Source organism: Cellvibrio sp., from assembly GCF_039207905.1.
Lineage (GTDB): Bacteria > Pseudomonadota > Gammaproteobacteria > Pseudomonadales > Cellvibrionaceae > Cellvibrio.
Genome location: NZ_JBCECX010000022.1, coordinates 1 through 22,386, shown reverse-complemented (window position 1 = coordinate 22,386; position 22,386 = coordinate 1). Strand labels below are relative to the sequence as shown.

The following is a 22,386-nucleotide window of genomic DNA, read 5'->3' as shown; positions in this document are numbered from 1 at the left end:
TTATATGGTTTAGAGCAATGAAACTTATAAATGAAATCATAGCAATACTAAGTTCAGAAAAGCCAAATCTCACAAATGCTCTGATTAAGACGAAAGTACTTTTGTATAAAATTGAGCAAAAATCACTTGTTGGATGGGTTAATAATGAGTTGAATGGCTATCAAAATAGTGATGATATTCCACCTTACCGCATACTACCTTCTCAAGTGTTGGTTAATGCTTCGAATATGGCCTATCAGGTGAATGCACATCCTATTCCTCTGGCACATCTGGATGACGATATTCGGGAATCATTAGAAACATTTGAGCTAAGCCAATCTCTTGCTGTTTTAGAAGAGTTTGCAAATTCTGGATCTGACTCTTTAGAGCGCCCGCTGCCAATGGAGTGGATACCTTTACTAAATAAAGGATTATCAAATAATTATCGTATTCAAAAAGCATGGTGCCAAATCTCTGTAACCGGAATTATTCAAATACTTACTGAGGTGCGCTCTCGATTATTAGATTTTCTTTTAGAGTTAAGTAGTGAATTTGGAGAAGAAATGACTGACGAACAAGTAAAAAACAAAGCTAACAATGTTGACTCAGCATCAATGTTCAATAGCGCGATGTTCGGTGATAACACCACCATTTTAGTGGGAAATCAAAATACCCAGCATGTAGTAAATTCGAAAGTTCTTAACAATTTTTCTGAGTTAGAAAAAGAACTAAAGAAACACGGTGTTGTAGATGATGATATTAGTGAGCTCAAATTGGCTATTGATAATGATGCCGAAAAAGTAGATTTTTCTAGCAAGAGTTATGGCCCAGCAGTGAACTCATGGTTCAAAAAAATGATTGGAAAAGCTGTTGATGGCACATGGCAGATTAACCTTGGTGTGGCTGGAAACATCATCTCAGGATTGCTAAATGGCTATTATGGCTGGTATTGAAATGCTACAGGCATAAACTTCTCAAATGAAGCAATTTGAATTATGGCTTTATGTAATCGGAACGGTGATTATTATTAAAGCTGTGTTTCGTGCTGGATTTGTGGACGGATTCTTAATGATCATGCTTGGAGTAGGCTGCATAGTTGCAGCCTACTATCTTGGAAAACACACTAGGCGCTTTTAGTTGAGCCAAGTCGGCCATCTTCAATTCTTGATTTAATCCCCGCCGCACCCCAAGCAGTTGCTATTTTTGCTTGTTCTTCTGCACTCATCACTTCAAAGTTTCCAACCAGCGATTTATCAAACGTTAATTCATCGTGATGGATTTGAGTGCCGGACTCGGTGACGGTGCGTGTCACACTGTTAGTCGATGGATTGTAGTTCACACTTACGTGTAGGCCTTCGTATTCAAATTGAAGATTGTTATCTGACATATCAATTCCCTCGCTGTTAAAAGGTTTTTGCGTAATGCATTAGCTGAATCACTCTATCGCGTACAACACTCGCTTTATATTGCCCGCGTGAAATACCGGATGAAGTGCCGAAATCTTTGTTGTTCCAGGTACTATCAATGAACATGAATTCAAGATCGCGGTATTTTATCCAACTGACTTGGGATGCTTTGAGTTGTTTTTGTTTATCGGCCGGGAGTTTAGTGCGCAGGGTTTTGTAGACGGTGTTAAGTTCTTTGTCTAAAAACTTCAGGTAGCTTGCGTAGAAGACAGCATAGTCGCCAGTGGTGTTGGTCGGTTTTTCGATTGCGGCGATTAACGGCTTTTCGCGCACTTCAAATTCTGCGATAAAATCCGGCGCATCGGGGTTATCAATCGCGAAGGTTAAATTGCTGAATAAAACCAGTATTACAATTGCCAGCCATGATTGGTGAAGTTTCTGCATCTTATTTCTCCCTATCAGTTATCAATTGTTTTTAGCATATGTTTGACACTAACCCGTTTTGGAAAATTCCGCACACACTGCTTTAACGTACCCGCTTTAAACTTTGCACCGTAAGGTCAAGTGCTTTGTGCATATCCAAGCGTGCGGAGCGGCCAACATCCGGGTGGTTGAGTTCGTTATTTCTTTCGGACGGTAAAATCGGTGAAGTGAGATCGTCCGCATCGGTGGGTTCAAAATCAGATTCTTCGCCAATCGTCATCGCACTGCGGCGCAATAAGATGCGCAATTGCTCCGGTTCCAATTGCGGATTGATCGAAAGCATCGCCGCAACCAAACCGGCAACCAACGGCGTTGCATAAGAAGTACCGCAATGCTTTTCACCTTCTGCATTCACTTTTAAAACCGAGCTGTGAACACAAGCGGCGGCGGTAATATCTACGCGCATATCAATATTGGATGCGCCGCGTTTCACCACATAATCAGGATCTTTCACCTGCGCGTCTTTTTTATTACTGCGCTCGTGGCCGCCCACCACCAATAATTGTTCCGTTACAAATGACGACGGCAACCGATATTCATCAAGGCCGGAAAATGACGCTCCATTACCGGCGGAATTAATCACAATCACATCAGGATGTTTCATGCGTAGCCAGAGAAAAAACTCTTCCAGCAATTCTTCATAACCACTCATCGCAAGACCGGATCGCACCAGCGAATCCACATCCTTGCCATCCACATTTTTTGCGCCCACACGATGTATGCCCCAACTCCAATTGAGTACACGCACACCGTCCTCAACCAGATTCACCGACGCAGCGATATTCGCGGTAATGCCCGCATCGGAATTGCGATCCACAATTACATCAAAACCCGGCCCGGCTTTATCCAAGCCGCGCAGAAAACCGGAGTTGCCGCCGTTATTCCAAGCCGCCGCAAAAATACCGGCAACAGTAGAGCCGTGGGATTCCGGTTTTTGCGCATCGCGCGCGTAGAGACAAATACGTTTGCTATCGCGACGACAATCACCGCGATAATCAGCAAAGTCGGGCGAATCAAAATCCACATCGCGTTCGATAACACCAATTTTTATTGGCTGGGTTGCAATAGGTTGTGCTTTGGCGGGGATGCGGCGCAAATAAAAATCGACCGCATTGAGAAAACGATTCGATGCCCACTCGCCTTTATTAATTGAGTCCTCGCTGACAGATCCGTCACCCAAATAATTTACGCTGCCTGTTTCACCTTCGATTTCTTTTTCTGCACCTGACTCTTCGGTAATAACAGCATCAACACCTATCTCGCTGCCAAGACGCAACACAATTGCATCGCGCTCAATAAGGTTGCGCGCAGGCAAGCGCAGTTGATAAGTATTTAAAGGAGGAATCAGGCCGACAATTTTTGCGTTATATTTTTTAGCCAGACGGCGCGCCTCGGTAATGCCGTCATAATTTTCTTCGATAATCACACTCACCAGATCGACATAAGTCGTCAATCCATCCATATTTTTTGCAACTTCTTTTTTATTCGCTGCAACAACATGACTACCTTTTAAGCTCAACCAAACCGGATTACTTTTCTCCTGCCCCTGCTCCAACCACAGCGGCGCACTTTGGTAATCCGCCGTGGAAACCTTAATCCGTAAAATCCCACCACTGCGCTTAATCGTGTCGGACGATAAAACTTTCCCACCCAACAAAACCCGCAATTCCTTATCAACCAACTTACCTTGGGTACTGACGCAAAACTCCTGCTCCGCCTGCACTAAAAAATCACCGCAGCGCTCAAGGTGATCAATGCGCAGAGAGTCGGCCTGTGCCTGAACAGCAAAGCACAAAGGCAATAGAACAATTTGACTGCCCCACAAACACAACTTACCTAATACCCGCATTAATCCCATCCTCACCTCAAGCCTTGCCAAAGCACGCTGTTAACACTACTGATAGTGCCAACATACGCGGTTTTTATGACTTTATATGTTTGATGGGATACCAACCAACTCAAATTGCGGAGATATTTGCAGTTACATACTTGAATTAAAAAGGGTGAATGCTGCATCTAAACGATCAGCAATATCGCTACACTTTTTTAGTCTTAATATTTCGACTACACACTCTGCAGTGCACAATCCACCATCAAGCTGATTGCGCCTCAGTTGGTATTGAGAACTCTGTTGCGGTTGAATCTGTGCTCTAGGCAGGTCTTTGAGGTAGGCACTGCGATTGAATATTTTACGTGCCTCCTGCCAAGTCGCATCCAATAAAATGATATTGTCAAAGTCCGCGATTGGAGCAGCTTCGGTAGCGTCATCTTCCAGAGGATAAAGTAATACGGTTTTTTCACTTCTAATCGCGTCCAGTATGGTTTCACTGGGTGCGCTTCTTTGCCAAACAACTCGCTCAACTATTTCCGGCACAAGACTCGCCGCTAATGCCCCCGTATTGGATGCGCGCGACAACTCCCGTTCATGAGTGAGTAGAAATATTTTCATTGGAAATGTATTTAGCCTTCACGCCAATACAACGCACAGTCAGGTGCGGTAGATTGTTTCAATCAAATGAAAACCAAATTGCGTTTTGATCGGGCCATGAACCACATTGGTCGGCAACTTAAAGACCACATTATCGAATGCCTTTACCATTTGACCCGGACTAAACTCGCCCAGATTGCCACCTCTTTTAGCCGAACTACAGCTCGAATACTTTTTTGCCATAGCACCAAAGTCGGAACCCTTAGCGATAAGCTGCTTGATCTTCTCCGCCTCTTCTTTCGTTTTTACCAAAATATGCCTCGCCGAGGCCGATTGTCTTTTTGAATTCATAGTCTGGAATTTCTTCTAGTTAAGAGCATTGGGTAATCAGGCTTGTGAATATTGAATCCCGAACGTACTAAAAATCACCCCACAAATACTGCACCAAACTAATCGCTGCGACTGGCGCAGTTTCTGTGCGCAATACTCTTGGGCCGAGGGTTAGGGCGTTGAAGTTTTTCTCTTGTGCCAGTGTGATCTCAGTTTCACTCAGGCCACCTTCGGGGCCAATTAGTAAGCTGACGCTGTTTGGCTTTTGGTCGGCAGGCAGAGTTTTGCTATCGCGGTGATGAAGGACGAAGCGGAACTCGGAATTAACGGTGTTTAGCCAATCCGAAATGTGGATGGGTGCGGATAATTCCGGTAGCAAATTGCGTTGACATTGTTCGCAGGCGCTGACGAGGATTTGTTGCCAGCGGTCCAACATTTTCTCCTGCCGGTCGCCACCTACTTTCACTTCGGTGCGCTCGGTAATCAGCGGCGTAATTTTGGTGACGCCAAGCTCGGTGGCTTTTTGTAATACCCACTCAAAGCGTTCGCCGCGCGAAATACCAATCGCCAATTCCAATACCAGTGGTGATTCGCGATTATCAGCAGTATGCGTCGCGACACTGACAGTCACATGCTTTTTACTGACTTCGTGAATAGTTGCCGCAAATTCACCGCCTTTGCCGTTAAATAAAATCAGTTCGCGACCGGCTTGCATGCGCAGCACTTTGCTCAAGTGATGCGAGGCGGACTCTTCCAGCTCAGCCAGTTCACCGGTTTGTAAACGTTGTTCAGTGAAAATTCTTGGGATTCGCATAGTTATTCACTTAAAGATATTTCAGTCGTCGCCGGAAGCGATTGATCCAGGTTATCTAACGTCGGTTGTAAAAATAATTTTGCAGCGCCGGTGTGTTCGGTGAGTGCATCTGCGGCTAATAAAATGGCGCCTGCTGTCCAGGTGGTTTTTTCGCGCGGCCAGATAACCTGGTCGCGAAAATTGTAGCCGGTCCAATAGCCGCCGTCTTCATCCATAAACTGGTGCAACCAGCTGAATAAATTAACGGCTTTTGCGTGCTCACCTGCCGCTAATAGTGCCAGCGTTAATTCGCAGGATTCTGCAACAGTCACCCAAGGCTCATCACTCACACAGCGGCAGCCGATATTACTTTCAACAAATGTTGCCCACTTGGAATCAATCCGTTGCTGCGCGGCTTTACCTTGCGCTATACCGGTGAGGATGGGATAAAACCAATCCATTGAGAAACGTGTTTTCGGCTCCCAAGTACGATCAAAACATTCAGGGTGATGACGCAAGGTATTGCCTAATCGGGTGTAGCGAGCGCGCCAATTTTCACCACAACTCTCACCGAGAGTTTCCGCAATTAAAATTGCACACTCTAGGCTTTTATAAATCGAGTTTGATGCGGTGACTAGTGCATCTTTTTTTGCGCTACCGTCTTCGGCAACGGCCCAATAAATTTCACCGGTGGGAGATTGATAGTGCAACACAAAGTCGATTGCTTTTTTAACGGGCGGAAAAAATTCGCGCAGGAATCCCACATCGCCCGTTACCAAATAATAATGCCAAACGCCAGTTGCGATATAGGCAATAAAATTAGTCTCGCGATGATTTTTATCTACCGGTTGGTCATCGAGATAATTGGCCCACCAACTGCCATCATCCAATTGCTCTTGCACCAACCATGCATAAGCGCGACGCGCAGCGGCCAATTCACCACCAATGGTCAACCCCATCGCCGCTTCAATATGATCCCAGGGATCTGCTTTGCCATTGACGAACCAAGGAATACAACCATTCGGTAATTGCGTTTGCAAAATATAATTGATGGTTGGGCGCAGTAGGCTTTCGGGAAAGAATCCTTTTGAGAGAAGTAAGTTTTTCATAAATTACCACCCACAACCCCCTCCCTACCTCCCCCTTCAAAAAGGGGAGGAGTTTTAGTCCGCACATGATCATTCCATTGGGGCGAAATATTAGTCCCCTCCACTACTAAGGGGGGAAGCGTGTTAATTCCCCCCCCTTTTGAAGGGGGGGTTAGGGGGGGTTCAGTTTTTTCAAAATACATCACCACACTTTTTCCCAATAACGGATTCAAACATTTCTCCAAAGTTTGGGTTAGCCAGGGTTTTTCCATTAGATCCCACACCAATAAACGATGGTAGGCTTTGATTAATGGATTCTGGTCTTGCGTTTTCCACCACAGGCATTTCATCCACCAAAAGGGTGAGTGCAATGCGTGGGCCCAATGGCGTTTATAAAATATAAAATTGCCACGCTCAATTTCGCGGCGTAATTTTTTGCCATCAAAAATCCGGATATGCCCGCCTTCTACCTGATGGTATTCATGGCTTAACCACCAGCAAATTTTTTCTGGCCAAGCGCGCGGTACTGTGATTGCCAATAATCCACCCGGTTTTAATATGCGTTCGATCTCGGCTAATACACCTTGGTAATTTTCAATATGCTCCAGCACTTCACTGCAAATGATTTTATCGAAGCTGTGATCCGCAAAAGGTAAACGGGTTGCGTCGGCCTGTTGCAGATAAAATTGTTTATCCGCAACAGTTTGCGCAAAAGGTAAAAAGCGTTCGCGGCTGGTGAGCAAATCGCGATAGCTTAAATCCACACCAACTGCCGTTACATCACCGTGCAGATACACATTGATTACATGGCGGCCTTCGCCGCAGCCCAAGTCCAATACACGGTCGCCAGTGGTGAGCGGAAAATCGCGAAAATTAATAGTGAGCATTAGATATCTGCTCGCACATAATTTGATTATCTTCTGCTTGCTCTCGAATTGGCGCACGACCTAATACTTGATAGTAAAAATGTTCCATTTTTTTACCCACGCAATCCCAACTGAGTTGCTGCAGGATATGTTCGCGCCCCTGTATGCCCAATTGCTTGCGCGGTTCATCGCTCGCTAATAATTCGCGCAATGCAATTTGCAGCTCATCAACATTACCGGCACGCACCAGTCGCGCAGCATTGCCGACTACTTCAGGTAAGGCGCCGCCATCACTGCAAATTAGCGGCACACCGCAAGCCATTGCCTCTGCTGCGGGCAATCCAAAACCCTCGTACAGCGAAGGCACTATGGCGATGCTCGCTTGTGCATATTCTTCTACCAATTGTTCATTGCTGATGCCGGATTTAAATTGCACCAGTTCTTGCAAATCCAGCGACTGCAATTCTTTTTCAGTATCACCCTGCTCTTTCAATTTTCCGATCACCACTAATTGCAGCTGTGGAAATTCACCACGTAGCTGCGCGATGGCGCGCAATAAAATGCTCAGGCCTTTTAAGGGTTGGTCAGATGAGGCGGTAGTAATTAACCGGTATGGAATGCGCTGGATATGAGCGAGCGGTTTAAAAATACTCGCATCAACACCATTGGGAATTACCTGGATTTTTTCTGCCGGGCGATCAAAAGCAGCGACTATATCCTGCTGCGATTGCTGCGATACGGTGATGATGTGTTTGAGATGTTGTACCACATTTTTTTGCATCGCCAAAAAGCTGTACCAGCGTCTGATCAACCAGCGCTGGCCTTTTTGCGTTGCTGCAGCGAGCGCGAGATCGCGGTCTTGTGTAATAGGGTGATGCACTGTTGCTATGACATTCACACCACGTTTTTGCAAATCGAGCAAACCGTAACAGAGGCTTTGGTTGTCGTGGACGATATCGTAATGCGGTTTATGTTGGCGAAAATAATGATTCAACCGTCGGCCAAAACTGTAAGGCTCACCAAATGCGCCGCTCAATTTACTCCACCATTCGTAAAAATCAGCGAGCGATAAAAAATGCTTGGGGCGCAGTGCACGGGTTGGATTCGGGTGCGTGTATAGATCGAGACTCGGCAGTTGGATTAATTGCACGCGCGGATCAAGTTCGGGATAAGGCGGGCCGGAAATTACATCAACGCTGTGACCCAACTCCACCAAGGATTTACTCAGATAATGGAGATAAATGCCCTGCCCACCCACATGGGGATGACTGCGGTAACCGAGCAAGGCGATGCGCAATTTGCCTGCGTTTTGTGCCGTTGCGCCGGCATCGGCCTGCGGGCTATCGGCTTCAGCCGCGGTGAGACTGGTTTTGTAGGTAACGGGCAAATAAGACATGGAACGGGCTTACCTTGTTGGATCTGCGCATTATAGGCATAGCGACGATTTACAGGTAACGAATCCCGGTCTGGATTACTCAACCACGCGGAAACGCAACACACCGATCACCTGGTTCGCTTCCGTCACTACGCGGATCTGCCAGCGGCCAACGGCGTTCTCGGGGAAATTGACCTTGTGCGACCAGGCGCGATATCCCGCTTCGCGGCCGCCGTTGATATCCAGCGCCACCTTGTCGATCTGCTGGCCGTTCAATTGCCACACATGATAAATGCGCTCGTTCAAACCGCGCGGAGCGTGGATCGAGGTGTAGGCAAACACGCCGTTACGCAGTTGCTGCGCGCTGACTACCGACAGTTCGTTATCGGGTGAGCGCTTGTCGCTATCGATATGGTCGGTGATCGCCACTTCGGTTAACCAGAGGGTGGCGGGCGGAACCCAAGGGCGCGCCACAAAAGCGACGAGGGTTACGGACGCGGCGAGCAAAATAACGGCGCTGCCTCTTTGCCACCAGCGCCAGGGCAATTCACCGGCCACACTCGGCAAGGTGATTGCGAGCGCAATGCCCAGTGACCAGGCGTAACTTTTTGCGGTAGGTAATTGAAAGATAATCGGCAGTGCCGTGAGCAGTACCGCAAACAGGGTGACGCCGTGGAAGGTGAAGTACAGCCAGCGGCGCGGTGCGAGCCAACGGAAGTACAGCGGGTCGATAATGGATATGGCTGCTGCGGATAACAGCATGCCGGTAAATAATGTCTGCCCGCTATTCCACGAGGTGGTGATAACAAAAAACGGGATAATAAAAAACAGGCTTTCCTGATGCACCAGCTGCGCAAAATAATTCAGCAGCGGCGGCGGCAATTCCCAACCGAAACGGTTGACCACATAGCGACGCAACACTTTTTCCAATATCAGCCAGCACCAACTCGCCAACATCAGAATTGCGATTATCTGCGCGATTTCTTCCTTGCGTTCGACCAGAAAAAAACTCGCCAGCCCCGAGACAAAACCGAACAGCGGCATCGCCCAGGGAAAACGCTCGGTCAGCGCCACTATGCGCGGCACCCACAGCGATAAAGTCTTAAACATTTCCGGCCATCGTAGTTCCCGTCATAAACAATCACCTGCGCGCGGCAGTGATCAGATTATGCAGATTAATCGCTGGCGGGAAATACTTGTGTCTGTTTTACCGCATAAATACGGGTTTATGACAGCCGGTAAAACTCAGTGCTCGCGCCCGGCGTCAAAGTGTTTATCGACCGCGGCTAATGCCAAGCCGCCGACAAACAACAGCACCAATACTCCGACCAAGGATACAGTCGCGATAATGCCTGAAATGACCATAGCTATATCTCCATCTACTTTAGCGCACCGGTTATCGATGCCGTCAGATGTAGATTGCGCGCCTTGGGGTGTTGGCGGTTTGATCCTTATCAAACAACGCCGGGCGCATCGCGCCAAATCCCCCCGGATTTGATCCAGCGCAAATTCCACTCGCGCTCTACAAACCTCCTCACAACCGCTTTTTTTGCCGTTTATCACTTGTTCCGTTTTGCACCGGCGGCGCCACCCTAGAATGCAGCGAATAGTCACCGTCACCACTATGTTCAGAGGGAATCGCCGTGGGCCAAACATCCGCACTCAATACACTCATCAATATCCTCACCAGCCCGTCCGTGGCATTTCGGGATCTCAAAACCAAACCCGGATTTTTATTTCCCCTGCTGGCATTACTCGCCGCCAATATTGTGTTGATGCTGTGCTTTTTTAGCACCGTGGATTTCGCGTGGATGATCGATCAAATGGTGAATAACCAAGCGAGCGATAGCACCGCCGCCGAACGCGCTGATATGAAAAATGCCATGAGCGGTTTAACGCCGATGGTGATGGGCGCCAGTTCAATGGTGGGAATCTTATTTGGTGTGCTGGTGATTTTTAGTTTGATCGCCGTGTATTTATTGCTGGTAAATAAATTACTCGATAGCGAACAGCTTGGATTCAAATCCTGGTTTTCTTTCACCTGCTGGTGTGCGATGCCCACATTGTTTACTGCATTGGCATCGCTGGTGAATGTATTGGTTGCCGACAATGGCCAACTCACATTGGAAGCACTCAACCCTGTGAGTATTAATAATTTATTTTTACATCTGGAGCACGACAATCCGCTGTTCGGGCCAATCAGCTCTTGGGACCCGTTTACGATTTGGAACCAGATATTAATGGTGTTGGGTTTTAGTTATTGGATGGAAAAACCGATTGCGAAATCAGCCGTTATCGTACTGGCGCCCTCAGTCATCATTTATGGGATATGGATTGCCATTGCACTGGCCTAAACCATGTTTAACCCTGCAAAAGTTATGGATAGCAACGCTATGAAAAAAATTATCCTGGCAGCCATTATTGGTGCTGTGATTGCAATTCCGGTGATAAAAAAAGCCATCACCAGCAATGAACAAAAAACGGTTCAAGTTGAAGCACTGCAAGAACAATTGATTACCAGTTCGATCCTGGCTGCCGGTAATTTACAGCATCAGGAAAAAGTGCAGCTGAGCACCGAAGTCATCGGCAAGGTAAAACACATTTTTGTTGCCGAAGGTGACAGGATTACCAAAGGCCAATTGTTATTGCAGATTGACGATGAAGCCTATCGCTCCGCCACTGAACAGCAACAAGCTGCGGTGCGCATGCAAGAGCTGAGCATTGTGCAATTGCAGGCGGACTACAACAATGCGCAAGCCCAGTGGCAGCGCCAGCAAAGTTTGAACGTCAAAAAATTAATCGACCAACAAACTTTTGACCAAACAACACTGGCATTAGCCAATGCGGAATTCAGATTGCAATCCGGCCACCAACAATTAATCCAAACCCAGGCGCTGCTGGCACAAGCAGAAACCAATCTCACCAAAACCCGTATTTATTCTCCGCTGGATGGCGTAGTGACAACCCTTTCAATCAAAGAGGGAGAGACTGCCGTTTCCGGCACTATGAATTTTGCTGGTTCCAGTTTGATGACAATTGCGAACCCGGAAAGCTTGCAAGCGGAAGTTTATGTAGATGAAGCAGACATTAGCCAAATCACGCCCGGCCAGCGCGCGACTGTGATTGCAATTGCGCAAGAGAATCAACCGGTTTTCGGTAAGGTGGATTTTATTGCCGAAACAGCGGCTGTTGCCCCCGGCCGCACCGGTTTGAGTTTTGCGGTAAAAATTCGCTTTGACGAAAACAACACCGTTAAGCTCTGGCCGGGAATGTCGGCGCGCACTGAAATTTTTATCGGCGACGACGCTAAAAAATTAGCGGTGCCTATTCAGGCCATCGTCTATGACGACGAAAAAAATGCGTTTGTGTTTGTCGCACGCAAACAAAAATCCGAACGCATTGCTGTTACCCTCGGTATTGCCGATGACAGCAAGCAAGAAATTTCCGCACAGGGGAAATTGCGCCCGGGCGATAGCATCATCACCGGCCCTGACCGTGAGCTGCGCTATTTGCAGGATGGTGATGCTATCAAAATTGCAAAAAACGGATCAGAAAAACAGGGGGAGAAATAACTATGTCACTGATCTCGCTGGTTGATATCTACAAACATTATGAGATGGGACAGGAAACCGTACGCGCACTGGATGGTGTCAGCCTTGATATTGCGGCCAATGAATATATTGCGTTCACCGGCGCGTCCGGTTCAGGAAAATCCACACTGATGAATATTTTAGGTGCATTGGACAAACCTGGCAGCGGCGATTATTTATTGAATGGACACAATGTGGCGCACTTAAACCAGGATCAATTGGCCGAAGTGCGCAACCGCGATATAGGTTTTATTTTCCAGAATTTTAATTTATTGCCGCGCCTCACTGCACTCGCCAATGTGATGCAACCCTTAATTTATCGCTCGCTGCCCTTGCGTGCACGCGAACAGGCGGCTCGCATTGTTTTGGAACGAGTTGGATTGGAAAAACGTATGCATCACTTACCCAATCAATTATCCGGCGGGCAACGCCAGCGCGTTGCTATTGCGCGCGCACTCGTGACGCGCCCATCGCTGTTACTGGCCGATGAACCCACCGGCAATCTGGATTCCGCTACCACACGCGACATCATGCAATTGTTTGATGAATTGCACCGCGAGGGCAATACCATTGTGATGGTGACACACGAGCCGGATATCGCACGTCATTGCCGACGCGTAGTGCGCATGCAAGACGGAAAAATTTCTGAACAATACTGGAATTAATTGTGTTTACGTTTATTGAATGCTCGCGCGCCGCACTCATTTCTATTAAAGCCCATGGTTTGCGCAGCCTGCTCACCACGCTCGGAATTATTATCGGTGTAGCATCGGTGATTGCGACTGTTTCTATTGTGCAGGGTTTGAGTTTTAACATTAACCAACAATTTGAAGGCTTGGGTTCAAACAGTTTATCGATTTATTCCTATACCTCGTTTGACGACCAATTGCGCGGCCGCTTCGGGCGCATTACCGACCGCGATTTACAATTGGTGAGCACGCGCGTAAGCGGTATCGAATCAATTACACCGATACTGTCATCGCGTTTTAACAGCCCAGTGCGCAAGGGTGCGCGTTCAACTTATGGGCGCGTCATTGGCACCAGCGAAACCTATCGCGAAGTAAACCAATTATTTATCGAGCAGGGACGGTTTTTATCGGACAGTGACAACCAAAGCCGTCGCCGGGTATGTGTGATTGGTGTGAGTGTGCGCGATGGTTTATCGCTACCGGAAAATCCGGTCGGTGAATATATTGAAATTAATAATGAATGGTTCAAAGTGATTGGCCTCGCGGAGGCCAAAGGTGAAATGCTGGGGTTGCAGCAGGATGATATAGTGCTGTTACCCTACAACAGTATGCAGCGCTTGAATGGCAACCCGGCAGAATTGGATATCCAAATCCAACTCACCGTGCAAAATCTGGATGACATGCCTAAAGTGAGCGAGCAGGTTCAACAGCTGTTGCGCAAGAGCCATAATATTGAAGGCGACGATGACGATTTTAAAATCCAGTCAGCCGAGCAACTGCGGGATTCCATATCGCAAATCACTGCAGCCGTGACTTTGGTCATGGGCGGAATTGTGAGTATTTCGTTATTGGTCGGCGGTATCGGCATTATGAATATCATGCTGGTTTCAGTAACAGAGCGCACACGTGAAATTGGCATTTGCAAAGCCATAGGTGCCAAGCGACATGTGATCTTGCTGCAATTTTTATTGGAATCACTGTTGCTATGTTTGTTGGGTGGATTGGTTGGTCTGTTAATTGGTTACGCTGCCGGTGCCGGTATTGCGGCGATGATTCCCGACTTCCCACCCGCCTATGTATCCCTGTGGGCAGTTGCATTGTCATTTGGATTTTCAGCATTGGTCGGCTTGGTATTCGGGATTGCCCCTGCAGCTAAAGCAGCTAATCTCGATCCGATTGATGCGCTGCGCTATGAGTAATGCGCTGCGCTATGAATGATGTACTAAATTTTTACCTTAACAATAATTATTTGAATATATTCCGGAGCCTGTGTGAATAACGTCTGGCAAACCATAAAACCCTATTGGGATATCAGCTTCAGATGCAGTCGCAGTTACCGATGGATAATGTCGGTAGTAATGGTACTGTATTTTTTAAGTTTTTTAGTAACTATGCATTCCATGTTCCGCAGTGAGTCCGAACAGATTATCTCTGCGATGATCACCCGTGGTTTTATTGATACCCTGCTGTTTTTTATTGCCTGCCATTTTTTTATCCGTCCTTATCTTAAATTGTATTTGCTGCCACAAAATAAGTTTGGCTGGAACCTGCTGCAGTTTATGTGTTTTGCATTTGTACTGGGCGTAGCCATGTTTGTTATTGCTATGCAGCTGGACAAGCTATCTCCGTTCGGCAGTTTTGATTTCAGCAATATCAATATCCAGAATCAGGATGATCCGCAAAAAAACCTGACGCTTAATATCGGTATGCCAGGAATGATTTTTTTGGGCGCATTCAATCTTTTGTTGATGTACTGCATTTGGTCGCTAAGCTATTTATTTTGGCATACGCTGGTGAGCAAGAAATACTTGCAACGACAGATGCGCGAAGCACAAATACAGCAGCTGACCAACCAATTGAATCCGCATTTTTTATTTAATGCACTCAACAGCATCCGCGCGTTGATTTTTGAAGATCAGGAAAAAGCCGCGCATACACTAACCCAATTGTCAGAACTCTTTCGTGTGCATTTGCAAAGCCATTTAAAACCGGTTTCTACCTTGGAGGATGAATGGAAAATTGCGCTGCGCTATTTGGAAATTGAACAGGTGCGTCTTGAGCAGCGCCTGCAGCTGGAATTGGAATGGGATGATTCGCTCTGGCATCAACAGCTGCCTACACTCGCGCTTTTGACCTTGGTGGAAAACGCAATCAAACACGGAATTAATCCCAATCAAAAACAAGGCAAGGTAGAAATTATCAGCCGGCGTCTGGATAAAAAACACTGGCAGCTCTGTGTCAATAATACGTTGGACGGTGAAGCACTTGAGCAAGGCACTCATACCGGGTTAGCCAACCTACAGCAGCGGCTGCAGTTGTTATCGCGCAAACACAAATTGTCTTATCGCAAAGACCCCGGACGGTTTGAAGTGACTATAGATATGTATCAGGCGGAATTGGCAATGGAGCTGGTTGATGATCAAGACACTTATCGTTGATGACGAGCGTTTGGCACGCGCTGAACTCAAACGCTTGTTAGCTGCGCATCCACATATTGAGATTTGCGCAGAAGCGGCCAGTAGCGATGAAGCCAAACAATTTTTGGCGGAGCTTCCCATTGATTTGGTATTCCTGGATATCCAAATGCCGGGCACCAGTGGTTTGGAATTGGCCGCCCAACTAAATCCGCAGCTGCAATTTGTTTTTTGCACCGCGTTTGATTCTTACGCGCTGGATGCCTTTGAATTAAATGCATTGGATTATTTAGTAAAACCGATTGACCCGGAGCGGTTATGCAAAACCTTGCACCGCCTTGTCGATAAACCTGTGCATCAGGATGTGATTAATTATTTACCTGAAACCCACGGATTGTTACTGAAGTTTGGCGATTGCAACCGGATTGTGCGCTTAAGTGAAATCAATCGTTTTGAAAGTGTTGGCAACCACAGCGCTGTTTATACCAGCCATGGGAAAAGTTTTTTGCACAGTTCACTTTCGAAAATCGAGCAGCGTTTGGACCCGCAACAATTTTTTCGCGCCAGCCGCGCCGACATTGTACGGGTAAGTGCAATCAAGGAGTTGGAGGCGGGTTTAACACCCGGCAGTATGTTGGCCATGCTGCATGATGGCCAGGCGATTGAAGTGAGCCGCCGGCAAGTGCAGGTATTGCGCACCCTGTTTGGTGGAATCTAAAAAAATCGGGAGTAAATAAAAATGGATATGTTGACGCAGATACTTAACCAATTTCAACAAGCACCACTCGTCGCCTGGTTATGGGTGATTCCATTAACACTTGTCGTTTGGTTTGTCCCCAGTATCCTGGCGCTGTTTTTTAATCGCAAACATTTGAAATTAATTGTACTGGCAAATATTCCGGCCGGTTTTTCATTTATCGCCTGGGGCGCCTGCATTGTGTGGGCGGTTACCGGAAGGATGACAGAAAAAATGCGCGCGCAGAAAAATCCGGCAGACAATATCAAGCATGAATAAAAAAACCGGGCAGTGCCCGGTTTTTTTATTCCACGTTCACACTTAGTGTTCGCGGGTTGGTGCCAAACGATTTTCAAGGATTGAAAGCGCAAAGCCAGTCAGGATGATAAGTGCGAATACGCCAATTAACAGGCCAGGTCCAATGATCGATGAGGTAGACATAAGAATTACTCCGATTAAATTTAATGATTAAGTATGCCGCAGATTACAAACCATCTGCCGTAAAAGTTTTCATCACATAATCCACCCGCTGTTCAGCGGTGCGATGCATGCGTTCCTTAAGTGATTCAACGTGACGCAAGCGCGGCAATAAACCGCGGCCGTTGGCAACCTGGATCGCCAGACCCGGACGGGCGTTCAGTTCAAGCAATTGCGCGCCGCGCACTTTATCCAATACCAGATCGGTACCTATGTAGCCGAGGCCGGTCATCTCGTAGCATTTTGATGCGAGCAACAACCAGTTGCGCCAATCGGCAATCTGGATTTCATTGAGCGCGCGCTTGGTATCCGGGTGATGGGTTACCGGCTTGGAATGTTGCACGGCTTTGAGTGCGCGACCGGTGGCGATATCCAGCCCCACCCCCACGGCGCCCTGATGCAAATTCGCTTTGCCGTCGGACTTGTGGGTCGCAAGGCGCAGCATCGCCATCACCGGATAACCTTTGAAAATAATGATGCGGATATCGGGCACGCCTTCGTAGGAATAATCCTTGAAGTAGTCGTCGAACTGGATCAGGTCTTCCACGATCACCACATCGGGTTTACCACCCAATGAATAAAGACCCGCAAGGGCGTTACTCATATGGCGACGGATATCTTCGATGGTGATCTCGGCACCCGAAGCTTTGATGAACTTGTCGCCACGGCGGCCAATGATCACCAGAATCCCTTTACCGCCCGAGCCTTTTGCGGGTTTAACGGCAAAACCATCCAGCGCCATAAGTTTGTCTTCGATGTGGGCAATCTCGTGCTGCACGGTAACCACAAAGAACAACTTGGGTGTGGCGACTTCATATTCTTCCGCCAGCAGCTTGGTTTTGAGCTTGTTATCCACCAGCGGGAACAAGCTGCGCGGATTGTAGGCGGCGATAAAATCATGGTTGCGGCAGTTCATGCCAAGGATGCCCATGCGCTTCAAGCGCCAGGGGCTAACCCAGGAATTCCACCAGCGTTTTACGCCTGCCGGATTTACGGCCGTTGCCGGCGCCGCAGAGGTTGTCTGGCTCATGCACCGGCTCCCTTGCTTGGCTCATCGGGTTTGGTGTCCAGCTTGCCCACGTCGGCGTTATCCACCATAGCGCGGAAGCGGCGCAATTCGGAGAGTTTGTAGCCGGTGTATTGACCCATCAACATGATCAGCGCCAACGCCACCAGATTGAGTTCGGGGAAGTTAAAGGTCAGGTGGCCGACCAGCGAGAACTGCATCAGCGTGTAGGCGAGCACCGCTACCAACAAGCTGCCACCGCCCTGCACCATCACTTCTTTGGGGCCCTCTTCTTCCCACAGGATCGACATACGCTCAATCGTCCAGGCGATGATGATCATCGGGAAGAAGGTGATGGTCATGCCGGTGTTAAAGCCCATCTGGTAACCGATCAAACTGAGCGCGGAGATGATGAAAATTACCAGCACCACGAGGGTCGCAATCCGCGAGATCAGTAGCAGGTTTAGCCGCGATAAATAGGTACGCAGTACCAAGCCCATCGCCACTACCGATACAAAACTCACTACACCCAGCACCAGCGAGGTCTGCAAAAACGCCATGGCAATCAGGATCGGCATAAAGGTGCCCGAGGTTTTGAGGCCGATAATGATGCGCATAAACACCACCACCAAGGCGCCAATCGGCAGGAGCAGCAACAGCTTGAACATGCTCTGCTCTTCAATCGGCAGATGCTGGATGCTGAGCACGCTGAACAGACTGTCTTTATATTGGGCTTTGATCAGATCGAGTGCTGGCACTGTTTGGTGGATCATCGAGAAGCTGACGCGTGAACGGTTGCCGCCTGCCACATCGAGAATCGACTCACCGCCGGTGTGCCAGAGCAGCAGGTTTTCAGGTACACCCTGCTCGCCGGTGTAGGGGTTGAACAGCACCCAGTGTTCGTCGTCATACACCTGCACCAATCGAGTCAGGTTCTGGTGACGACGGGCATCTTCCAGATACAAACCCAGCGCCGGGCGCGCGGCAATTCCGGCCTGGTTAATAAGTTTTTCCAGTAGCGCCGATTTGTCGGTTTGCGCTGAAAGCAAAAGCGCAGAGTTCTGGTCGAGGGTATCGGAGTTAAGCAGTTTGATCAGCTCGCGCGTCAAACTCTGCGGGGTACTGGATTTTGCCCAGGCGGTATCCAGAACTTGCAAAGCGGCTGTCTCTTGTGAGGGGCCATCCCAATCGACATGCACTGCCTGCGGCGCTTCAGCAGGGGCATGGGCCGCAGCACCGGGATCAACTTCAATAAATTGGGTTTTGTAATAGATAGTCTGTGGCCCCAAGGCTTCACGCTTGGACCATTCACCGCGACGCACACCGTTTTCGCTAACGACTGAATAACCATAACCCGGTGCGGCAGCCTGCTCACTGAAACTGCGGTAGCCGGGCGGCTCGTCCGGCAAACCCAAACGCGCAGTTACCGGTTCGCCGGTCGCGTCAAAATCAATCCGCGCTTCAATCAACCAGACCGGTTTTTGCACTCCGGGAGTAAAGGGAATTTCCATCTGGCTGTGGCGCATCCAGGCCGTTGTCAGACCGACCAAAATCAGCAGGCCGATAACGGTATAAAAGGGGGCGCGGGAAGGCTTTTTCATTAATTTGTTTCCTTAAATGCGGGCCTTGCAAAGCCGGCGGGAACACCGGCTCGGGGAATAGGACTACTTTTTAGCCGCTGACGAACTGCTGGCAGAAGATTCATCGACGCGTTGCAGGGGCGCGAGGTTATTGCCACTCACATCCACCAACATCACATCGCGCAACAGGTTGCGGCCAATCAGGATGGGGAATTCGGAATCGCTGCGGTCTGCCAGAATAAACTCACCACGCTGGGTCAGTTTGCCGATGGTGAAACGTATCTCCACTACCGGGCGGCGATCAGGCGTTGGATTAGCGGACTGCACTGTCTGGAAACGCAGACGCTTGCGCTCCAATACATGGGGCTCTTTGGTATCTGGATTGTAGATAGTGAAGCGCACCCACTCTTCGCCGTTACGCTCGAACATCTGGATATTGCGCGCATCCACCACCGAGTTAGCCACGTTGGTACTGATACGCGCCTGCATCACGATATTCAAACCAGCGATCAACGCCTGCTCGCGCAAGCCAACGATTTGTTTGTCAGTCTGCGGTTGTTCTTTGGCTTGGGCTTTGGGGGCAACTACCGGCGGTGTCGGGCAGATAACTTTGGTCTCGCGCTTTTCCAGCACCTGCAACTTGGCCTCTACCACTTGCTGCTGCGCGGCCATCTGCTGTTGCACTTGCTGAACCTGGCGCAGTATCTCGGCTTGCTGTTCACTCACTTGCTGACCCTGGGTTTCTTGCTTGGCGATACAGGCTTGCGCCGCTGCCAATTGCGCCTGGGTCTGCTGCTGTAATTTTTGCTGGGTACAGGCGCTGAGGGTAAGCGCGGCCACAGCCACCAGAGTCAAGGTACGCGCCGGGCGACCAGCCATCAGAACAGATTTTTTAATCATCGCAACAACCGGAAATTTCAGAAAAATAGTTATAAAAAATCAAGTGGACTAATTGTAGCCGCTGGTTCCCCTTAAAACACCCTAAAGGCGGGATTTATACGGCGAATCTGCATCACTTGAATTGATAGTGTTTGGGGTACTCGGGAGGCAGACGACGAAAGCGTTTGTACTCCCACTGATACTGGGCTGGCGCGCGCCGCACGCAGGCCGCGACACTGGCGTTTAATCCGGTGACAGAGGTGTGTTGGTCTTCGCTGTAGATTTGCTCGTCCGCCTCGATCACCACCAGCTTGAAACCACCTTCAACCCGCTCCGCGTAACAGGAGCAAACCGCGCAGCCCGTGCGCTGGATCAATCCGTGCACCAACGTCATGGTCAACGCTGGCTGGTCAAAAAAGGGCGCGATTTCACCGCCCGCTTCAGGCGCCGGAACCTGGTCGGGCAAAATGCCGACGATGGTGCCGCTCTGCAGGGCTTTGAACAACATCATCACGCCTTTGCGATTGGTCGGCGCCATAGTGATATTGAGCTTGCTGCGGCCGGCCAATACCAGCTCATCCATTTTGGGATTTTCCAGCGGTTGGTACATTGCCGTCAGGTTGGCGACACTCGCCAAATAAGGGGCGACGACTTCCCAATTGCCATGATGGGGCGCGAGCACCAATACGCCCTTACCCTCCGCTAATTTCCCGCGCAGGATTTCATCGCCCTCCATCGCCACAATATTGCCTTGCAGCCACTCCCAGGAATTACTCCAGATAGCACCGGCTTCCATCGCTGTTTTTGCGGTTTCGCGCAGGCTTTTACGGGCGAGGGAGATTTGTTCAGCAGGGGATAATTCGGGGAAGCAAAGCTGGATATTCTTGCGTGTCACCTTGGCGGCGCGGCTATTTAATGACCACATTAACGCACCCGTCAGGCTACCCAAGCCGCGCAGCACGCCGAGCGGCAGCAGAGCCAGCGATTTAAACAGTGCGGGAGCCAATTGGTCTTTCATGGATTACGCCAGGGCAACAAAAAAAGTGCGCGCAGCTTACCGGAAATCGCACGCCAACTGAATGCACCTGCTGCAATTCACGCAGCGATTGGCACAAACAAAAACACCGCCTTGGGGGCGGTGTTGATTGAGACGCGATCAGCTGGCAGCTTAGTGGCCTTTAACCGCGAAGAAAATGTCGACAAAGGTCAGCTCTTTTTCGATCTCCACCGGCGTATGCAGGCGATTAGCAATATCGCGGGCACAGACCACACCGCGGATGTGGTGGGCATCTTTGTCCACTACTAACAGGTATTCCTGATGCGCCTTCTTCATGGTGGAAACCACATCACCTACAGTCGCGTGTTTGAACTGCTCATAATCGATAGCGCTGATACTTGCACGTGGATGCATCAGGTCGCGCACCAATAGCTCATCGTATTTAATCCGCAACGCCATTTGTTTCAGCACCAGATTGTGATGCGAGAGATCATCCAAGCTGATCACACCGATGAATTCTTTGTGCTCATCGACAACCAGTTTGATTTTCACATTCTCTGCCAGCATCACTTCCAAGGCCTCAGTAGCCTCAAGTTGCGCGCTCACCATCGGCGGCGTGTGACGGCGAAAGTCAGTCAGGATGGCCAGCGCTGGCGTACTGCCCTGCACATCTTCAAACTCTTCCGGTTGCACCAAATGGTCTGCTGGAGCCAATTCAAATACGTTTAAATTTTTCATAGTAAACCCCGACTTGGATTATGAATCACTACCTGAGAATGATCAGATAACGTCGGGACATCTATTAAGTAGGTTGAGATACAACTACTAAAAACGACGTTTTACTGATTTATCTCGTACATCTGTGATTTCACAATAGGCGCCAAGTTCGGCGTTTAACATCGCAAAAATGGTCTTTTACGGGGCTTTTACTCGGTGTTTACGCGGTCTTTACTCATCGGTGTCCTGACGCACGCTAATTCGCACAAAAAAGCAGCAATCGCCAAATTGATTTGGCATCAAACGAATTTTTACAGATGCGGCCTTGGCGCTGCCATTAGGCCGGTAAGATCGCTATAATCCCGCACTTTTCGCTCTGATCATCCACACTTTTCGACCAACTTTTACCAATCAGGTCTGCCATGTCTGAAAAACGTTATGACGTAAGCACCTTTCAGGGTTTGATTCTCGCCCTGCAAGACTACTGGGCGCGCCAAGGCTGCGTGATTTTGCAACCGCTCGACCTCGAAGTCGGCGCCGGTACTTTCCACCC

The 22,386-nt window shown here is 48.8% G+C and carries 24 protein-coding genes; 9 read left to right on the top strand and 15 right to left on the bottom strand.

All coding sequences use genetic code 11. From position 1 onward, the window contains the following. Nucleotides 1–17 precede the first annotated feature (17 nt). The gene (locus tag AAGC78_RS14085) at nucleotides 18–932 is read left to right on the top strand and encodes a response regulator receiver protein (protein WP_435784730.1); all 915 of its coding nucleotides are present in this window, start codon (nucleotides 18–20) and stop codon (nucleotides 930–932) included. 170 nt (nucleotides 933–1,102) lie between these two features. Here the strand turns inward: AAGC78_RS14085 and AAGC78_RS14080 are convergent, their stop codons facing one another. The 10 genes from AAGC78_RS14080 to AAGC78_RS14035 form a co-directional block, all read right to left on the bottom strand. Next, nucleotides 1,103–1,366, bottom strand: coding sequence for a hypothetical protein (locus tag AAGC78_RS14080; protein ID WP_435784729.1), 264 nt, complete (start codon nucleotides 1,364–1,366; stop codon nucleotides 1,103–1,105). A 16-nt stretch (nucleotides 1,367–1,382) separates the two neighbouring features. Further along, on the bottom strand, nucleotides 1,383–1,829 hold the full coding sequence (locus AAGC78_RS14075) for a lysozyme inhibitor LprI family protein (RefSeq protein ID WP_435784728.1): 447 nt from the start codon (nucleotides 1,827–1,829) through the stop codon (nucleotides 1,383–1,385). 82 nt (nucleotides 1,830–1,911) lie between these two features. Continuing rightward, nucleotides 1,912–3,717 (bottom strand): S8/S53 family peptidase, encoded by a 1,806-nt coding sequence (locus tag AAGC78_RS14070; protein WP_435784727.1) that lies wholly within the window; start codon nucleotides 3,715–3,717, stop codon nucleotides 1,912–1,914. Between the two features lie 132 nt (nucleotides 3,718–3,849). Continuing rightward, entirely contained in the window at nucleotides 3,850–4,317 is a 468-nt protein-coding gene (locus AAGC78_RS14065) for a DTW domain-containing protein (RefSeq protein ID WP_435784726.1), read from the bottom strand. A gap of 39 nt (nucleotides 4,318–4,356) precedes the next feature. Then, nucleotides 4,357–4,647, bottom strand: a complete 291-nt coding sequence (locus tag AAGC78_RS14060; RefSeq protein ID WP_435784725.1) for a peptidylprolyl isomerase — start codon at nucleotides 4,645–4,647, stop codon at nucleotides 4,357–4,359. 67 nt (nucleotides 4,648–4,714) lie between these two features. Next, nucleotides 4,715–5,440, bottom strand: coding sequence for a 16S rRNA (uracil(1498)-N(3))-methyltransferase (locus AAGC78_RS14055; protein ID WP_435784724.1), 726 nt, complete (start codon nucleotides 5,438–5,440; stop codon nucleotides 4,715–4,717). Nucleotides 5,441–5,442: 2 nt separating this feature from the next. After that, complete coding sequence (locus AAGC78_RS14050) at nucleotides 5,443–6,528, bottom strand: prenyltransferase (RefSeq protein WP_435784723.1); 1,086 nt, start codon at nucleotides 6,526–6,528, stop codon at nucleotides 5,443–5,445. After that, entirely contained in the window at nucleotides 6,525–7,394 is an 870-nt protein-coding gene (locus AAGC78_RS14045; RefSeq protein ID WP_435784722.1) for a class I SAM-dependent methyltransferase, read from the bottom strand. Before AAGC78_RS14045 ends, AAGC78_RS14050 begins: the two co-directional genes overlap by 4 nt. Next, nucleotides 7,381–8,769, bottom strand: coding sequence for a glycosyltransferase family 4 protein (locus AAGC78_RS14040; RefSeq protein WP_435784721.1), 1,389 nt, complete (start codon nucleotides 8,767–8,769; stop codon nucleotides 7,381–7,383). Before AAGC78_RS14040 ends, AAGC78_RS14045 begins: the two co-directional genes overlap by 14 nt. A gap of 75 nt (nucleotides 8,770–8,844) precedes the next feature. Further along, nucleotides 8,845–9,858 (bottom strand): DUF5924 family protein, encoded by a 1,014-nt coding sequence (locus AAGC78_RS14035; protein ID WP_435784720.1) that lies wholly within the window; start codon nucleotides 9,856–9,858, stop codon nucleotides 8,845–8,847. A gap of 533 nt (nucleotides 9,859–10,391) precedes the next feature. Here AAGC78_RS14035 and AAGC78_RS14030 point away from each other — a divergent pair. From AAGC78_RS14030 to AAGC78_RS14000, 7 genes are all read left to right on the top strand, one after another. After that, the gene (locus AAGC78_RS14030) at nucleotides 10,392–11,102 is read left to right on the top strand and encodes a YIP1 family protein (protein WP_435784719.1); all 711 of its coding nucleotides are present in this window, start codon (nucleotides 10,392–10,394) and stop codon (nucleotides 11,100–11,102) included. A 39-nt stretch (nucleotides 11,103–11,141) separates the two neighbouring features. Beyond that, complete coding sequence (locus AAGC78_RS14025; RefSeq protein WP_435784718.1) at nucleotides 11,142–12,320, top strand: efflux RND transporter periplasmic adaptor subunit; 1,179 nt, start codon at nucleotides 11,142–11,144, stop codon at nucleotides 12,318–12,320. Between the two features lie 2 nt (nucleotides 12,321–12,322). Further along, entirely contained in the window at nucleotides 12,323–13,003 is a 681-nt protein-coding gene (locus AAGC78_RS14020) for an ABC transporter ATP-binding protein (protein WP_435784717.1), read from the top strand. Between the two features lie 2 nt (nucleotides 13,004–13,005). Further along, a complete protein-coding gene (locus AAGC78_RS14015) occupies nucleotides 13,006–14,226 on the top strand; it encodes an ABC transporter permease (protein ID WP_435784716.1) in 1,221 nt (406 codons plus the stop codon). A gap of 147 nt (nucleotides 14,227–14,373) precedes the next feature. Then, entirely contained in the window at nucleotides 14,374–15,465 is a 1,092-nt protein-coding gene (locus AAGC78_RS14010) for a sensor histidine kinase (protein WP_435784715.1), read from the top strand. Further along, nucleotides 15,443–16,159: a LytR/AlgR family response regulator transcription factor gene (locus AAGC78_RS14005; protein WP_435784714.1), complete on the top strand. Its 717-nt coding sequence runs from the start codon at nucleotides 15,443–15,445 to the stop codon at nucleotides 16,157–16,159. The genes AAGC78_RS14010 and AAGC78_RS14005 overlap by 23 nt, the downstream gene beginning before the upstream one ends. 21 nt (nucleotides 16,160–16,180) lie before the next feature. Then, complete coding sequence (locus tag AAGC78_RS14000; RefSeq protein ID WP_435784713.1) at nucleotides 16,181–16,456, top strand: superinfection immunity protein; 276 nt, start codon at nucleotides 16,181–16,183, stop codon at nucleotides 16,454–16,456. A gap of 205 nt (nucleotides 16,457–16,661) precedes the next feature. Here the strand turns inward: AAGC78_RS14000 and AAGC78_RS13995 are convergent, their stop codons facing one another. The 5 genes from AAGC78_RS13995 to AAGC78_RS13975 form a co-directional block, all read right to left on the bottom strand. Beyond that, on the bottom strand, nucleotides 16,662–17,684 hold the full coding sequence (locus AAGC78_RS13995; protein ID WP_435784712.1) for an alpha-L-glutamate ligase-like protein: 1,023 nt from the start codon (nucleotides 17,682–17,684) through the stop codon (nucleotides 16,662–16,664). Then, nucleotides 17,681–19,261 (bottom strand): inactive transglutaminase family protein, encoded by a 1,581-nt coding sequence (locus AAGC78_RS13990; RefSeq protein ID WP_435784711.1) that lies wholly within the window; start codon nucleotides 19,259–19,261, stop codon nucleotides 17,681–17,683. Before AAGC78_RS13990 ends, AAGC78_RS13995 begins: the two co-directional genes overlap by 4 nt. 63 nt (nucleotides 19,262–19,324) lie before the next feature. Further along, nucleotides 19,325–20,140 carry an ATP-dependent zinc protease family protein gene (locus tag AAGC78_RS13985; RefSeq protein WP_435784710.1) on the bottom strand — a complete coding sequence of 272 codons (816 nt, stop codon included), beginning with the start codon at nucleotides 20,138–20,140 and terminating at the stop codon, nucleotides 19,325–19,327. Nucleotides 20,141–20,252: 112 nt separating this feature from the next. After that, nucleotides 20,253–21,137: a lysophospholipid acyltransferase family protein gene (locus tag AAGC78_RS13980; protein ID WP_435784709.1), complete on the bottom strand. Its 885-nt coding sequence runs from the start codon at nucleotides 21,135–21,137 to the stop codon at nucleotides 20,253–20,255. 150 nt (nucleotides 21,138–21,287) lie between these two features. Next, nucleotides 21,288–21,854 (bottom strand): CBS domain-containing protein, encoded by a 567-nt coding sequence (locus AAGC78_RS13975; RefSeq protein ID WP_435784708.1) that lies wholly within the window; start codon nucleotides 21,852–21,854, stop codon nucleotides 21,288–21,290. A 401-nt stretch (nucleotides 21,855–22,255) separates the two neighbouring features. Here AAGC78_RS13975 and AAGC78_RS13970 point away from each other — a divergent pair. After that, the coding region (locus tag AAGC78_RS13970) for a glycine--tRNA ligase subunit alpha (protein ID WP_435784781.1) at nucleotides 22,256–22,386 on the top strand (131 nt) is incomplete at its 3' end.

Bases quoted from the DNA above. Each gene is read 5' to 3' on its own strand.
- AAGC78_RS14035 (WP_435784720.1), bottom strand. From the start codon at position 9,858: ATGTTTAAGACTTTATCGCTGTGGGTGCCGCGCATAGTGGCGCTGACC.
- AAGC78_RS14040 (WP_435784721.1), bottom strand. From the start codon at position 8,769: ATGTCTTATTTGCCCGTTACCTACAAAACCAGTCTCACCGCGGCTGAA.
- AAGC78_RS13990 (WP_435784711.1), bottom strand. From the start codon at position 19,261: ATGAAAAAGCCTTCCCGCGCCCCCTTTTATACCGTTATCGGCCTGCTG.
- AAGC78_RS14085 (WP_435784730.1), top strand. From the start codon at position 18: ATGAAACTTATAAATGAAATCATAGCAATACTAAGTTCAGAAAAGCCA.
- AAGC78_RS14060 (WP_435784725.1), bottom strand. From the start codon at position 4,647: ATGAATTCAAAAAGACAATCGGCCTCGGCGAGGCATATTTTGGTAAAA.
- AAGC78_RS13985 (WP_435784710.1), bottom strand. From the start codon at position 20,140: ATGATTAAAAAATCTGTTCTGATGGCTGGTCGCCCGGCGCGTACCTTG.
- AAGC78_RS14075 (WP_435784728.1), bottom strand. From the start codon at position 1,829: ATGCAGAAACTTCACCAATCATGGCTGGCAATTGTAATACTGGTTTTA.
- AAGC78_RS14010 (WP_435784715.1), top strand. From the start codon at position 14,374: ATGTCGGTAGTAATGGTACTGTATTTTTTAAGTTTTTTAGTAACTATG.
- AAGC78_RS13975 (WP_435784708.1), bottom strand. From the start codon at position 21,854: ATGAAAAATTTAAACGTATTTGAATTGGCTCCAGCAGACCATTTGGTG.
- AAGC78_RS14025 (WP_435784718.1), top strand. From the start codon at position 11,142: ATGAAAAAAATTATCCTGGCAGCCATTATTGGTGCTGTGATTGCAATT.
- AAGC78_RS14050 (WP_435784723.1), bottom strand. From the start codon at position 6,528: ATGAAAAACTTACTTCTCTCAAAAGGATTCTTTCCCGAAAGCCTACTG.
- AAGC78_RS14080 (WP_435784729.1), bottom strand. From the start codon at position 1,366: ATGTCAGATAACAATCTTCAATTTGAATACGAAGGCCTACACGTAAGT.
- AAGC78_RS14065 (WP_435784726.1), bottom strand. From the start codon at position 4,317: ATGAAAATATTTCTACTCACTCATGAACGGGAGTTGTCGCGCGCATCC.
- AAGC78_RS14020 (WP_435784717.1), top strand. From the start codon at position 12,323: ATGTCACTGATCTCGCTGGTTGATATCTACAAACATTATGAGATGGGA.
- AAGC78_RS14055 (WP_435784724.1), bottom strand. From the start codon at position 5,440: ATGCGAATCCCAAGAATTTTCACTGAACAACGTTTACAAACCGGTGAA.
- AAGC78_RS13980 (WP_435784709.1), bottom strand. From the start codon at position 21,137: ATGAAAGACCAATTGGCTCCCGCACTGTTTAAATCGCTGGCTCTGCTG.
- AAGC78_RS14005 (WP_435784714.1), top strand. From the start codon at position 15,443: ATGATCAAGACACTTATCGTTGATGACGAGCGTTTGGCACGCGCTGAA.
- AAGC78_RS14045 (WP_435784722.1), bottom strand. From the start codon at position 7,394: ATGCTCACTATTAATTTTCGCGATTTTCCGCTCACCACTGGCGACCGT.
- AAGC78_RS14070 (WP_435784727.1), bottom strand. From the start codon at position 3,717: ATGCGGGTATTAGGTAAGTTGTGTTTGTGGGGCAGTCAAATTGTTCTA.
- AAGC78_RS13995 (WP_435784712.1), bottom strand. From the start codon at position 17,684: ATGAGCCAGACAACCTCTGCGGCGCCGGCAACGGCCGTAAATCCGGCA.
- AAGC78_RS14000 (WP_435784713.1), top strand. From the start codon at position 16,181: ATGGATATGTTGACGCAGATACTTAACCAATTTCAACAAGCACCACTC.